The sequence below is a fragment of the Microbispora triticiradicis genome, from assembly GCF_005864065.1.
Taxonomy (GTDB): Bacteria; Actinomycetota; Actinomycetes; order Streptosporangiales; family Streptosporangiaceae; genus Microbispora; species Microbispora triticiradicis.
Genome location: NZ_VANP01000003.1, coordinates 187,174 through 201,064, shown reverse-complemented (window position 1 = coordinate 201,064; position 13,891 = coordinate 187,174). Strand labels below are relative to the sequence as shown.

General features: G+C 72.1%; 7 protein-coding genes. 2 read left to right on the top strand and 5 right to left on the bottom strand.

What is annotated here, in order from left to right; translation table 11 throughout:
* Positions 1–8: 8 nt before the first annotated feature.
* The 3 genes from FED44_RS09040 to FED44_RS09030 all read right to left on the bottom strand — a co-directional run bounded on the left by FED44_RS09040 (position 9) and on the right by FED44_RS09030 (position 10,177).
* A complete protein-coding gene (locus tag FED44_RS09040) occupies positions 9–419 on the bottom strand; it encodes a DUF7919 family protein (protein ID WP_138460379.1) in 411 nt (136 codons plus the stop codon).
* Entirely contained in the window at positions 420–6,746 is a 6,327-nt protein-coding gene (locus FED44_RS09035; protein WP_167521432.1) for a putative adhesin, read from the bottom strand.
* 86 nt (positions 6,747–6,832) lie between these two features.
* Positions 6,833–10,177 (bottom strand): LamG-like jellyroll fold domain-containing protein, encoded by a 3,345-nt coding sequence (locus FED44_RS09030; protein ID WP_138460377.1) that lies wholly within the window; start codon positions 10,175–10,177, stop codon positions 6,833–6,835.
* A gap of 520 nt (positions 10,178–10,697) precedes the next feature.
* On the opposite strand from FED44_RS09030, the gene manB reads away from it, so the two are divergent.
* Positions 10,698–11,801, top strand: a complete 1,104-nt coding sequence (manB, locus tag FED44_RS09025) for a mannose-1-phosphate guanylyltransferase (RefSeq protein WP_244301802.1) — start codon at positions 10,698–10,700, stop codon at positions 11,799–11,801.
* Between the two features lie 24 nt (positions 11,802–11,825).
* On the opposite strand, the gene FED44_RS09020 is transcribed toward manB, so the two are convergent.
* Positions 11,826–12,041 (bottom strand): hypothetical protein, encoded by a 216-nt coding sequence (locus tag FED44_RS09020; RefSeq protein ID WP_138460376.1) that lies wholly within the window; start codon positions 12,039–12,041, stop codon positions 11,826–11,828.
* A gap of 61 nt (positions 12,042–12,102) precedes the next feature.
* Between FED44_RS09020 and FED44_RS09015 the strand changes: the two genes are divergently transcribed.
* Positions 12,103–13,245: a DNA-3-methyladenine glycosylase family protein gene (locus tag FED44_RS09015; protein ID WP_138460375.1), complete on the top strand. Its 1,143-nt coding sequence runs from the start codon at positions 12,103–12,105 to the stop codon at positions 13,243–13,245.
* Between the two features lie 12 nt (positions 13,246–13,257).
* Here FED44_RS09015 and FED44_RS09010 read toward each other — a convergent pair whose 3' ends face one another.
* Positions 13,258–13,587 carry a hypothetical protein gene (locus FED44_RS09010; RefSeq protein ID WP_138460374.1) on the bottom strand — a complete coding sequence of 110 codons (330 nt, stop codon included), beginning with the start codon at positions 13,585–13,587 and terminating at the stop codon, positions 13,258–13,260.
* Positions 13,588–13,891: the final 304 nt, after the last annotated feature.

Below are 13,891 nucleotides of genomic sequence, written 5' to 3'. Positions count from 1 at the left end.
TCGTGAGATCAGGGTAGGCGGAGCACTGCCTCGATGAACTCGGCAGGGGGGAGATAGGAGTGCTTGTCGATGTAGTGCACGATGAGCGTCGGAGCTGAGTACACAACGCCGTCCTTTGCGGCAACGTGGATTTCTCCGGTCCCCAACCAGGCATGTCCACTCCGGCTTCCCGGCACGGGGATCCTGATCGGTGATTCCTCCTCACAGAACTCGCAGTAGTGGAGTCCTCGCATGACATTCTGCGGGGTCGCGGCGAGGCGGCTGAGGATGGCAAGGACCGCGGGAGCGCATCGCCCCGTCTCAAACTCCCGGCCCCTGCCCAGCCATCCGACGTTCTGTATCCTCACGCCGTTGTGAGGTGCGGGCAGATTCGCGTCCTTCCAGTAGGTGTACGGCGAGAGATCCTCGTACGTCGCCACTTATCTGACCTCCTGACATGCCGCCCAGTGGCAGGTCCCCATGCGGGGTTTCAGTAGTTCGCTGAGATGAGTCGCGCTGTCCACCGTGTGGGACTGCTCACGGATGGTGAGCCCCACCGGGGGTTTGAGCGTGTAGTCGGGCGCTGCTTCTCCAGGCCCGTACACACGGACCGGGTTGCGGCCCGTCCCGCTTTCGATGCCGAGTCCCACGATGTCTGGGATTTTTCCGCCGTGGGGTGCGTAGACGTGCAGGCTGGTCCCCTCGGGCACCACCGTCTCCCCCGCGCCGAGTCTATATTCGCCATGTCCCGCGAAGACTTTCTGCCCATCGGGCCGGCCGCCCTTGAGCACCGTGGCCGCGTAGTCGTGTCCGGCGCGGCCCCGGCCGGCGACGTTCCCGGCGGCTCCGGCGATCTTCGGCGCCAAGGCGCCGATCGCCCTGCCGATGCCGGCTCCGGCGAGACCTTCCAGGGATCCGATGGCGGCGGATCTCAGGGCGTCGCCCAGGCTGTGGATGTTGTCCTGCATCGCGTCGGAGACCAGATGGGCGGCGGCTCCGGCGAGCATGGCGCAGCCGACGGTGCCGGCTCCCGCCGTGACCGCCTCGCAGGCCAGGCCGACGCCGACGGCGACGATGGTGGAGACGATGACGGTCTTGTGTTCGGCGACCCACTGCCCGGCCGTGCTGACGGCCTTGCGGATGTGGCAGCCGAAGTTCCACGTGCCGCAGGTGGGCTTGGGCGCGTGGTAGACCGGGGTCGCCGAGTAGTGGCCGACGGGCCTGTAGCTGGGGTGCGAGCGTATCGGGCGGTGGGCCTTGGCCGCCGCGACGTCCTGCTGCCAGCCCCGGTAGCCGCCGTTGCGGCCGTTGGCGTAGTCCTCCGGGATGAGGCCGTCGGGGTCGCTGGAGGTGACCGGCGAGTTGTTCGCGTACGCGTAGCCGTTCATCTGCTGCGGGTCGGTGAGGTCGATCAGCGGGTCGACCGACAGGAACCGCCCGGCCGCCGCGTCGTACTCGCGGGCGCCGAGGTGGGTGAGCCCGGTGGAGGCGTCGATCGTCCCTCCGACGAAGCCCTTCTCGCCGGGCCAGGCGGTGGGGGCGGTCCCCCGGGCCTGACCGAACGGGTCGAAGCGGCGCAGCGTGACCGTCTGCGTCGACGCGTCGACCGCGGCGGTTGCGGTGCCCTGCGGGTCGGGGGCCAACCAGGACAGGCCGGCCTTGGTCCGCACCGCGACCTGCGCCCCGCCGTGGCTGTAGTAGCGGGTGTAGGAGGTGGCCTGGGAGGCGGCGTCCAGGCGGACCTCCTGCCCGGGCAGATAGAGAGTGGTGCCGGTGGGGTCGCGGCGGATCAGCCGGTTGCCGTCGGCGTCGTACAGATAGGAGGTGGTCTTGCCCGCCTCGGTCACCTTGGCGAGGTGGCCTTCGGTGTCCCATTCGAGGGTCTGCTGCACGGCCCCGGCGGTGCGGCCGGTGGTGTTGCCGGCCGCGTCGTAGCCGTAACTGTCGCTCTGCCCGTCGTTCGGGCCGCCGGCCGTCGCGACCGTGCGCAGCGTGTGCGGCTGCGGCTGCCCGGCGGCGGGGAAGGTGGAGGTGCGGGTGACGTCCCCGCTCCCGCTGTGCCGCACCTCCCGCGTACGGTTGCCGGTCGCGTCGTAGCCGAACGACGACCAGTACGGCGCGGGCCCGCCCAGGACGGACGTGGACGGGGCGGCGGCGCAGTCCTCGGCGCCCTGTGCCCAGGCCTCGGTCAGCCGACGCAGGTGGTCGTAGGTGAAGCACTGGACGTCGGGGGTCTGCCCGGACGGCTTGTCGGCGATCGAGGTGATGTTGCCGGCCGCGTCGTAGCCGTAGTTGAGGTCGCTGATCCCGACGGGGGCGGTCTCGCGTTGGGTGAGGACGCGGTTGAGGCGGTTGGTGCCGTCGTCGAAGTAGAAGTACCGCATCACCCGCTTGCCGGTGCTGCTCGTACGCAGCGTCTGCCACAGCGGCTGGGACAGCTTGGAATATTTGGTATCGGTGACGTAGCTGGTCAGGCCGCTCGTGGTGACCGGGTTGCCGAGCTCGTCGTAGCCGTACAGCATGACCTCGCGCAGCATGCCGCCGGCTGCGGGGATCGCCGACCCCGACAGGGTGCCGTCGACGTTGTACGACGCGCCGTACTGGTAGCTGCCGGCCAGCTTGCCCTCCGCGGCCGGGACGACCACGGTGGTGGAGGTGGCGCGGTAGGCGTCGTCGTAGCTGTCGACCTTGGTCGTGTACGCCTGGCCGCCCGCGTAGCGGGTCGAGGCCACCGGCAGCCCCTTGACCGAGGTCCCGCTCGCCAGCGTGTCGTACGTCCAGTCGGCGAGCTTCGTGCCGGTGGGCGACCCGTCGTACCTGCCGGTCGGGCGGCCCAGCACGTCGTAGGTGTAGGCGAGGGTCCTGCCCCGCGCGTCGGTGCTGGAGGTGAGCTGGTCGAGGTCGTCGTACGCGAAGGTGGTGCGGCCCTTGTCGGGGTCGTCGGCGCGGACCCGCCGGCCGCGCGGGTCGTAGCCGTACGACCACTGGTTGCCCGCGGGGTCAGTCACCTTCGCGAGCTGCCCGCCCGGGGTGTAGGCGTAGCGGGTGGCGTCGTAGGCCCCGGTGGGGGTGGCGCCCTTGTACTGCCGCAACTCGGTCGTCCGGCCGCGCGCGTCGGTGTAGGTGGTGGTCGCCGTGCCCCCGGCGGGCGGGGTGAGGTCGACGTGGTCGCCGCCGTACGCGGTGGTGGTCCGCCACTTCTCCACGTTGTGGACCAGGAAGATGGAAGCGGTCGGCCGTCCCGCGCCGTCGTACTGCGTCCGCGTCTGGCCGGGGATGTCGGCGTCGTTGCCCACCTCCCACAAGGTGGTGGCGGGGGCCTGGTCGTTGAAGTAGGGCTGGTTGGCCTTCACCGCCTGGCCGCGGCTGTCGTAGTAGGTGTCGGTGATCAACCGGCCGCCGCCGGGGGCGGGGGCCTGCGTCTGCCGCGCCCGCAGCAGCCCGTCGAACAGGGTGTGGCCGGTGGTGTAGGTGCCGTCGTTACGGATCGTCTCGGTGGTCACCGCGACCGGCTTGTCGGTGCGGACCAGATAGGAGTACTTCGCACTGGGCGAGGTGGAGTTGCTCGCCTTCGGCCGGGTCGGCAGCCACACCTGGCTCGTCCGGCCGAGCGCGTCGTACGTCACGTCGGTCCGCTTGCCGTTCGGGTCCACGACTCCGGTCGTGGCGCCCCACTCGGGGCGGATCTCCGTCGTGGTCACGTGACCGGCCGGGTTGGTCACGGTCGTCTTGGTGACCAGGCCCCCGGAGGCCGGGGCGTAGGCGGTGGTCGTCTTGTGCTGGGCCGCGTCGGCGACCTCGACCACCCGCCCGTACGCGTCGTACTTCGTGGTGGCGACGGTGACGTACGAGGGCGAGCCGTCGTAGCCGGCGAGCTTCTCGGTGGTGGTGACGTCGCCCTTCGTCGGTGCCGCGCCGAAGGCGAGATCGTCGTAGGACATGCGGGCGTCCGACAGCAGGTCCTTCGACCGGTCCGGCGTGACGGAGCAGGCCACCGAGACCGTCTCCACCCGGGCGAGCGTGTCGATGATCCACTTGCTGTCGTTGCGGGCGTACGTGTTGCGCACGCACTGGTCGTCGTCCGCGGTGGAGGTGTCGCCGAGGTCGTTCACCTGGGTGGCGAGCGCGTCGTTGTTGAAGGCGGTGGCGGTCTCGGTGCGGCGCCACCCGCCCGCGGTCAGCGCGGTGCGGGTCCGGGTCCTGGCCGTGTCGACCATGTAGGCGCGGCTGGTGCCCCAGGAACGGACCCGGGTGGCGGTCGGGCCGCGCGTCCACGGGTCGGAGATGGTGCCCTCCAGGACCGTGCCGCCCGCGCGGGTGTAGGTGGTCACCTCGCGCACGACGCCCTGCAGCCAGTCGTCGTCGGTGCTGGCCGTGCCCTCGGAGTCGGTCACGCTCGCCGAGCGGGTGCCCGAGGAGGTCTTGTCGCCGTCCATGCCGCGGAAGTAGAGGTATTCGGTGAGCGACCGCTCCCCGTCCGGGTCGCCCTCGTAGACGCGGACCTTCTGGTACCCGCGCCACTGCGACCAGGTCTTGTACTTCTCCTTGGTCAGCCCGTCGTCGTCGTCGTAGTGCCAGGCCGCCGGGCCGACGTACTCGTAGCCTGTGGTGGTGAAGGGCGCGCCGCCGGTGCGGTCGATCTCGCTGACCTCGGTGACGACGTACTTGTGGAACCAGTCCTTGATGGGGTCGCTCGCGCCCTCGGGCGTCCAGTACTGCGGGAAGCACCGCTTGGTGTTGGCGTCCGGAGCAGGGGTCTGACCGGCCTCGCACTCCTCGCCCGAGTAGGTGACGGAGATCTGACCGCCGGTCTCGTTGGAGACGACGGTGATCCGCCGCTTGGTGAACGGCGGCAGGCCCTCGGTGCCGTCGACCCGGTTGTGCATCTGCGCGCCGCCGAACGTGACCGCGGGCAGGGCGGCGCTGCCGCCGGCCTTCCCGGTCTGCTGGACGGAGTCCAGCCACAGCGCGGGGTCGGTGCCGTCGCCCGCGCCCGGGAACAGGTGGGTCAGGGTCCAGGTGTCGACGTCGGCGTACGCGCTGCCGGACCAGATCTGCGTGGTGATCGAGGTGAGCCGTTTGCGCGACCAGAACGTCGGCGAGACCTTGCCGGTGCACGACTGCCCGGAGTCGCAGTTCTGGTCCATCGGCACGTCCGGCCAGTGCGCGGCGTTCGCGGTGGTGAACTTCGACGTGGCGCAGTCGAACGACGAGTCGGGCAGGCACCGCTCGGCCACCCCGAAGGTCACCCGGGCCGGCGCGGAGGCGGAGAACAGACTGTCGGTCCGCTGCGCGTAGTCGATCCGGCTTAGATAGCCGCCGCGGTCGTAGGAGGTGGCGGTGGCCAGGTTGCGGGCGTAGTAGTTGGTCTCCTTGGCGTACCAGTAGGTGGCGGCGTTGCCGTTCGGATCGACGACGTAGTCGAGGTTCCACCGCCACGCCTGCCTGCACCAGGACGCGGCGTACGTCGTGCCGTGACAGGGCTCGCCGGAGTCGTCGCCGAACACCGGGACCGTCCAGGTGGAGTCGGTCTCGGGCTTGCCGGACGCCCAGCCGGGCAGCCGGGCGAGCCCGAAGAAGTACTGCGTGCCGTCGGTGGTGGTGATCTTCCAGTGCTCGCCGTCGTCGTCGCCGTTGGTGGCGCCGGTGAGCTTCTCCACCTTGGCGGCGTCGTCGTTCTTCATCCGCCACACGCCGGTCGCGTCGTCGCGGATCAGCTCGCTCGCCTTGCCGCCCAGGGTGACGGTCGCGTTGTCGTACGCCCAGCACTGGTCGCCGGTCTTCGGCGTCACCCCGTCGTCGGCGCAGGACTTGTAGCGGCGCTCGACGAACCCGCCGGAGGCGAGGTCCCAGCCCTCGCCGATCCAGGAGGTCTGGTTGTTGGTGGAGGCGGTGCGCCCGTCCACACTGCCGGAGGAGTAGGACAGCGCGAGCTGCGGCATCGGCCCGCCCAGCCCCGGGGGCGTGCGCAGCGGGTACGACCAGGAGAACTCGCCCGTCGAGCCGCCGCCCGACCAGGTCGCCGACGGCGACAGGGAGCTCGCGGTGAAGTCGCCCGACCCGCCCGAGGGGGCCGCCGTCAGCGCGTACACCGAGCCGCCCGACACCGCTGCGGGCGCGGCCTGGACGACGGCGGTGACCTTCCCGTCGTGGTTCTCGCTACGGACGGGAGTCGCGGCCCGGCACGCGGGGGTGCCAGGGGTGGTCAGGGCGCAGGCGGGCAGCTGGACCAGCCGCAGCCGCGAGGCCCAGTCACCGCCGTAGGCGTCCGCGAAGCTCGAATAGTCCACCTCGAGGTCGGCCCGTCCGGCCGCCTGCTCGTCGGTGCGGGCGACCCGCACGACCACGCCGTCCACGCCGAGCCCGGCCGTCGCCTTGCGGTCGAGCACCTGCACGGCGACGGTGCCGGTCCCTGCGCCGGTCCCTGCGCCGCCGGCCTGATCGGCGGGCACGCCGACGGAGACGGGAAGACCGCCCGCGCGGGCACTGCCGGTGCCGGAAGGGCGGACGGTGGCGGTGCCGGGCTCCGGCCAGGCGGCCGCACGTGCCCGCCACGCCGTGCCCGCCTCGGGGTCCTTCCCGGCGGGCCGCGCGCTCCCCGTACGGCCGGAGACCGAGGAGACGTCGCCGGGCCGGTGCGGGCCCTCCGGCGCCGCCTCCGCCGCACGCGGCACCTGGAACAGGCCGAGCAGTACGGCCGCCGCCACCGGCGCCGCGAGACGGGTGGTCCACCTGCGGGACAGGGGGACCACGGGTTTGCCGATCACTTCAGAGCCTCCGTGAGTACGGGCGGAGCCGGGAGAACGAGGGGAAGGAGCGCGGTCGTCACCGGCCGCGCCGGTCGGGGGAGTGGTCACGCGAGCCCCAGTGCGAGGCCGAGGATCTCCTCGTCGGTCAGGACGCCGGTGTAGACGTGGACGTCGTCCAGGTCGCCCGGCCAGTAGCCGGTCGCCGCGCCCGCCGATCTGGCCCGGCCGACCTGCAGCGCGCCGGTGGAGTTCCAGGGCGAGCCGAACGCGGCGACGGCGACCTTCTGGCCGTTGACGTACAGCCGCTGCTCCTGACGCGGGTAGTCGTAGACGCCTGTCAGCAGCGTCCACTGCTCCGGGTCGACGGGGGCCAGCGCGGGGTCCGCCGAGGCGCTGAACAGGCTCGCCGTGTCGGTGTCGGCGTCCGGCAGGTCGAACGACCACTTACCGGTGGTGCCGAAGACGCGGTAGCCGAGCGTGAAGGCGCTGCGGCGGGCGCCGTCCTGGCTCACGGCGGTCGCCGTCCTGCCCGCGCCGGTGAGCCGGACCCAGGCCACCGCGGTGAAGCTGCCGTCGGTCCGGGTGACGTACGCCGGTGTCGCGGCGTACTGGCCGGAACCCGGCAGCGCCAGGGCGTTGAGGTCATGCCCGTCGGTGGTCCACGCGGCCCCGCCGGACAGGGTCGCGGCGCGCCCGGTGTGGCTGGTGGAGGTGGCGGCGGACGTGCCGCTTCCCTCGTCGAACCGCCACCGGCCCTGGTGCTGCGGCGGCCGGTTCACCAGGTCGGCCACCTCGGACGGGTAGACGATGCGGTCCCACACCCGGACCTCGTCGACGACTCCGCCGAAGTAGTTGCCGAGCACGCCGTCGATCTTCATGCGGCCGATCTCGAAGGCGCCGGTCGCGTTCCACGGCGTGGTGAAGGCCGGTTGGGACGACTGCAGCCGTCCGTTGACGTACAGGCGCAGCTGGGCCGCGGCCGGGTCGTACACGCCGACGAGGTGCTCCCAGGCGTTGAGCCGGGCGGGCGCGTCCGAGACCGCCTTGACCGGCGAGACGCCGTCCGCGTCGGAGGGGCGGCGGCCGAAGTTCCACTTCTTGTCGCCGTGGTTGTAGTAGAGCTGGAAGCCGGCGGCGCGGTTCCCCTCCTGGGCCGCGACCGTGTTGACGTGGGTGTCGTTGGTGACCTGCGCCCAGGCGGAGACGGTGAAGGCCTTGCCGGTGTCCAGCACGGGGCCGCTCGTCGCGAGGTGGCTGCCGGTGCCGTTCAGGTAGGCGGCCTTGACCGAACGGCCGCCGCCGAAGGACACGTCGGTCGCCGTCAGCGTCCTGCCGCCGACCGCGTCGGCGGCGGTGGCCGACGCGGCGGCCTCGTCCATCGTCCAGTGCGAGACCGGCCCGGCCGCCGTGAAGGAGACGTAGAACTGGTAGGCGGCGTACGGCCCGAGGTTGCCCGCCTGGTCGACCGGCCACACGTACACCGTGTTCAGCCAGTCGTGGGACGGGGCGATCTGCACGGTGGCGGCGCCGGACGACGCCTGCACCCGGCGGCGCGCCGTGATGTCGTCCACCGCGTAGTCGAAGGCGACCACGTCCGGGTCGGCCGCGTTCCGCGTGAACGTGAAGGCGCCCGGGCGGCCGATTCCGTCGTGCCACAGGCTCGGATCGGCCGGCTCGTCCCCCGGATAGCGCGCCGAGGAGACACCGGGCAGTCCCGCGGGGACGGCGGTGTCGACCCGGAACTCGCACCAGGCGCTCCACGGCCCGCCGTCGGTCCCGTCGTACGCCCGGACGCGCCAGGAGTAGACGCCGCCCTCGACCAGGCCGGACAGCGTCACCTTGTGCTCGACCGGGTCGACGGACGCCTTGTAGCCGGTGGTCATGGTGTACAGGTCGCCCCAGGTGCCGGCTGAGGGGTTGTGGACGTTGACGTCGAACTCGGCCCGGACCCCGTCACCCGCCTTGTCCGGGTCGTAGATCTTCGCCTTCAGCGCCGGGGTCAGGGAGTTGACCGCGGGCCGCCCGGAGCCCGTCGCACAGGGCGTGGCCGGGGCGGTGCCCATCGCGGCGGGCCGGCTGGGCACGCTGTTGTAGGTGACGACGAGCTTGGCGGTGTCCTGGTCGAATCCCTTCCAGCCGTAGTTGTCGGTCTCGTCTCCCGCGATCAGGCCGAGAGTGGTGTCGTCGAGCCCGCGCCCGGCCGTGCTGACCACCGCGTCCGTCGCGTCGAACTCGATCCCGCCGCTGTCGCACCCGCCGGGGGAGTAGCCCTTCGCGACGTTCAGCTCGTCCAGCTTCCGGTGCAGCGCCGGCTGCTTGGCCCAGGTGGTCGACTGGGAGATCGGCCCGGTGAACCACAACTGGACGGGCCGCGCGCTGCACGACCAGGACCAGGTCTCGGTGATCCGGAACGTCGCCTTGAGGATGTGCTTGTACGCCACGTGGTCGGTTCGCATCCGGTAGAACGAACGACGCTTCACCGAGCCGTTGTACGAGCCCGCCTCGGACCGGTGACTGGGATTCCAGCCGGTGTAGGAGCCGTCGGACGACACCATCGCCCAGCCGAGCCTCGACCCCGTCCACTCCGGATCGATGAAGACGGGAAACGTGGTCCCCGAGTCGGTGAGCATGGCCCGGTCCGGAGTGATCGAGATCGCCGACGAGGTCACGTCGGTGGGCATCGTCGCGCGCCTGCTCCCGCTTTCCGGGGCATCGGCGGACGACGCCTGCCGCCCCGCGGTGGCACCCGCGGCGGACGAGTCCCACATCTGCGGCGTGGGGGAGTGGAACACCACCGCCCCGCCCTCGGCGACCGCCTGGGCCGCCCCCTCCGCGCCCTCGCTGACCGCCACCCCCTTGGTTCCCAGGCCGAAGGTGATCGTGGCGAGCGCCGGGTTGGCCGCCGCCTGCGCGTCCTTCACGACGAGCACCTCGGAGAAGCCGGTGACCGAGGCCGTCACCCGCAGGTCGACCCCCGGAAGCACCTCCGGATATGTGGCCGACGCCCCCTCGATCTCCGGCGCAGGCAGCCTGCCCGGCCAGCTCATCGACAGCTCACGGCCCTGGTCGGAGATGGTCGCGAACGGACCGTCCCCGCCGCCCGACAGGGACAGGCCCACCGCCGTCGCCACCGGTGCGATCGTCCCGTCGGGCTCGGCCCGCAGCGTCGTGTCCACGGCGGCCCACCCGGCGCCCTGGCGGACCCGGACCGGCAACGGGCTCTGTTCGAGCGTGAACGTCCCGTCGCTGTTGGCGTACACGGTCCGGTTCTCCGTCCGCCGGTCGAGCACCTCGACCGGCTGCCCGGAGGTCCGGGCGGCGCGCAGCGCGGCGGCTTCGTCCTGCTGCGCCGCCGGAACCGGCTCGGCGTACGCACGGCTCCCGGGCGTCAGCGGTGACAACGCGGCGGCGATCAGGACGAACGCGGGCATGGCACGGTGCAGCCTCAAGCAGGACTCCAGAAAAAGGAGGATGGCCCCGAATAGGGGTGAAAGAGGATTGGCGCGCCGATAGGGAGCTCCTGGCCGCGCCGACACATGTAATGCGCCGGTTAAGTGGTATGTCAAAACGTGTGGTGCGGATTGCTACTCGGGGGCGGATGTGCCGAAGTTCCGTCGCTTCACCGTTTCCTGGCTCGACCAGCAGTGATGCGCTGCTGTGTGCGCGAGTGGCGGGGATTCGGGAACCGGCGGCAGGTTAGGGCTGTATGTCCGATCGGATATGCCGCCACGCCGCCGTGAGCGGGAGAGAAATGCGTGCCGAAACTCCGGGCTCCCGGCATGGGGCCGACGATACGGTCGGCGAAAAGGGAATTATGGCGGGCTCATTTTCGGGCGTCCGTTTGTGGCCCTATGTGCCGTCCGGTTTGAGAGTTCGCGCTTGGAGATACCGCGCCTGCCAGGAAATATCCGGACAGCGGTGTGCGGCGGGACACCATACGGAGGTTCTGTCTAGGCTACTCTCGCGGCTGTGAGGGACAGTTCTGTGCGGTCGCCGGACGGTCTTGAGGCGATCCTTCTCGTGGGCGGCCAGGGCACGCGTCTCCGGCCGCTGACGCTCAGCACGCCGAAGCCGCTGCTGCCGACGGCCGGGGTGCCCTTCCTCGCCCACCAGCTGGCCAAGGCGCGGGCGTACGGGGTGCGCCGGGTGGTCTTCGCGACGTCCTACCGGGCCTCGATGTTCGCCGAGGCTTTCGGCGACGGGGCGGGGCTGGGCCTGGAGATCGTGTACGTGACCGAGGACACCCCGCTCGGGACCGGCGGCGCGATCCGCAACGCCGCGCGGGCCCTGACCTGCCCGCCCGAGGCGCCGGTGCTCGTGCTGAACGGCGACATCCTGTCGGGCCACGACATCGCCGCGCAGGTCGGCCTGCACGTCTCGCGCGGGGCCGCGGTGACCCTCCATCTCACGGAGGTGGACGACCCGTCGAGGTTCGGCTGCGTGCCGACCGACGACGACGGCCGGGTCACCGCCTTCCTGGAGAAGACGCCCAACCCCGTGACGAACCGGATCAACGCCGGCTGCTACGTGTTCCAGCGCTCGGTCATCGACACGATCCCCGAGGGCCAGGTGGTCTCGGTGGAACGGGAGACCTTCCCCGGCCTGATCGCGGCCGGTGAGCTGGTGCTCGGCTTCGCCGACGCGTCGTACTGGCTCGACGTGGGCACGCCCGCGGCGTTCGTGCAGGGCTCGGCCGATCTGGTGCTGGGCAAGCTCGGCTCGCCCGCCCTGCCGGGCCCGGTCGGGGAGCGGCTCCTGCTCGACGGGGCCGTCGTGTCGCCCGAGGCCAAGGTCACCGGCGGCACGGTCGTCGGCCCCCGGGCCACCGTCGAGGCGGGCGCCAGCGTGCGCGGCAGCGTGCTCTCCGAGGGCTGTCACGTCGCGTCCGGCGCGACCGTGGTGGACTCGGTCGTCGGCGTGGGCGCCCGCGTCGCCTCCGGCACAGTGCTGCGCGAGGTCGTGGTCGGCGACGGCGCGCTCATCGGCCCCGGCAACGAACTCACGGCCGGCATGCGCGTCTGGCCCGGGGTCACGCTGCCCGAGTGCGCCGTCCGCTTCTCCAGCGACGTGTGACATGACCGGTCCCGCTCCCACCCGTCATCGGGGGGAGCGGCAGACTGGGCGGGTGGAGGCGAGCCGAATGCCCAGATCGTCCGCGCCCGGCGACGTGTCCGTCACGACGGGCGCCGCTCCGTCCTGCGCGGTCTCCACCGGCACCGCACCTTCCGGCGCCGTTCCTCCAAGCGTGGCTTCTTCCGGCACCGCTTCTTCCGGCACCGCTTCTTCCGGCACCGTCACTTCGGGCGCGGCCACTTCCGGCTCCGTTCCTCCGGGCGTCGTTCCTTCCGGCGTGGCTCCTTGGGGTGTGGCTTCCATGGGGGTGGTTGCTGCCGGTCGAGGCCCGGCGGCGCAGACGCGCGAGCGGCGGTGGCGGCCGGCCGCGCCGGTCGACGTGGCGCTGACGCTGTCGCCGCACCGGCGCGGGGGAGGAGACCCCGCCTGGCGCCGTACGCCCGACGGCGCGTTCTGGCGCACCTCGCGAACCCCCGAAGGCCCCGGCACGCTCCGCGTGACGGGAAGCCGCGACGGCGAGATCCTCGGACAGGCGTGGGGCCCGGGGGCCGGGTGGCTCCTGGAGATGCTTCCCTCGATGCTGGGGGCCGACGACGACGTGGCCGGCTTCGCCGCGTTGCTCGCGCGGCTCGCCCGCTCCGGCGATCCACGGCACGTCCGCGCAGCCGCGTTCGTCGCCGATCTGGCCGGACGCGCCGGCGGGCTGCGGATCGGGCGCAGCCTGCGGGTCTTCGAGGCGCTCGCCCCCGCCGTCCTGGAGCAGAAGGTGGTCGGCAGGGAGGCGTGGCGGGCCTGGCGGTTCCTGCTGCGCCGGTACGGCGAGCCCGCTCCCGGCCCGGCCCCCGAGGGCATGTACGTCGTCCCGTCGCCGGAGGTGTGGCGCGTGGTCCCGTCCTGGGACTGGCACCGCGCCGGGGCGGAGGCCGTACGGGCCAGGACGATCGTCAACGCCGCACGCCACGCCGCGAAACTGGAGCGCACGACAGGAGTCCTGGGCGCGGTGGACGCACCGGACCCGGCACGGACACCTGACGCGACACCAGGCTCAGCGGGCACACCGGACGCTGCACAGGTCGCGACGGGCGGGCGGGCTTCGGCGGGCGTGGAAGGCTCAGCGGGTGTGACTGGCTCGGCGGGTGTGGAGGGCTCGGCGGAGGCGGACCGGCTGCTGCGGGCGCTGCCGGGGATCGGCGTGTGGACCTCGGCGGAGGTGCGTCAGCGCGCCCACGGCGACCCGGACGCGCCGAGTGTGGGCGACTTCCACCTGCCCGGCATCGTCGGCTATGCCTTAACCGGCCGGAAGACCGACGACGACGGCATGCTCGAACTGCTGGAGCCGTTCCGCGGTCACCGCCACCGGGTGATCAAGTTGATCGAGCTCAGCGGGATCAGGCCGCCCGCCCGCGGCCCCCGCATGGCCGCACGCGACTACCGCTCCTTCTGAGCGCGCCGCCCGTCATCGGCCACCGGACCGGGACGACCTCAGGGTCTGGTTGATCCCGCAGTCGACCACGGTCGGCAGGCATCCGCCGTTCAGGGTGTTGAGGAAGACGCTGTCGCCCGCCACCTGCTGGAGGCCGTTGAGGGCGGAGCCGCTGTTGCCGCTGGGCGCGTTCACGTTGCGCCTGCCCGTGGACACCTGCCGGACAGGGCTGCCCATCTGGGGCGAGTTCGCCGCGTTCACGCCGGTCGTGACCTGCCAGGCGCCGCCCGGCCCGCCATCACCACGCCCCACCTGCCGCGCCCGCGTGCCTTCCCGCGCCTGCCCCGTTCCTCGGGCCCGCACCGCCTTCGTCCCTTCTCGCGCCCGTCGCGCACGCGGGGCGTCCCCGGGGAGCCGCCCGTGGCCGCCGTGGCTCGTATGGCGTCCGTGGCCACCGTGGTCGGCCACGGGTAGTGCCCGGGGCGCCGGTGCCGCGAAGGCCGGGGCCGCCGGCGGTCCCGGCGTACCGAGGACGAGCGTCACGACGACCAGCCGCCGGATCGCTGCTGATCGGAAGTACACCACCGGCTGATACCCCGCCGCCCGGCAAGATCGAGCCGGCCGTGACCCAAGAGATGGTCCGGAGGCGGCCGCGCCGTCCGTACCC

Excerpts from the sequence above, each read along its gene's own strand:
- FED44_RS09015 (WP_138460375.1), top strand. The coding sequence starts at position 12,103 with ATGGGGGTGGTTGCTGCCGGTCGAGGCCCGGCGGCGCAGACGCGCGAG.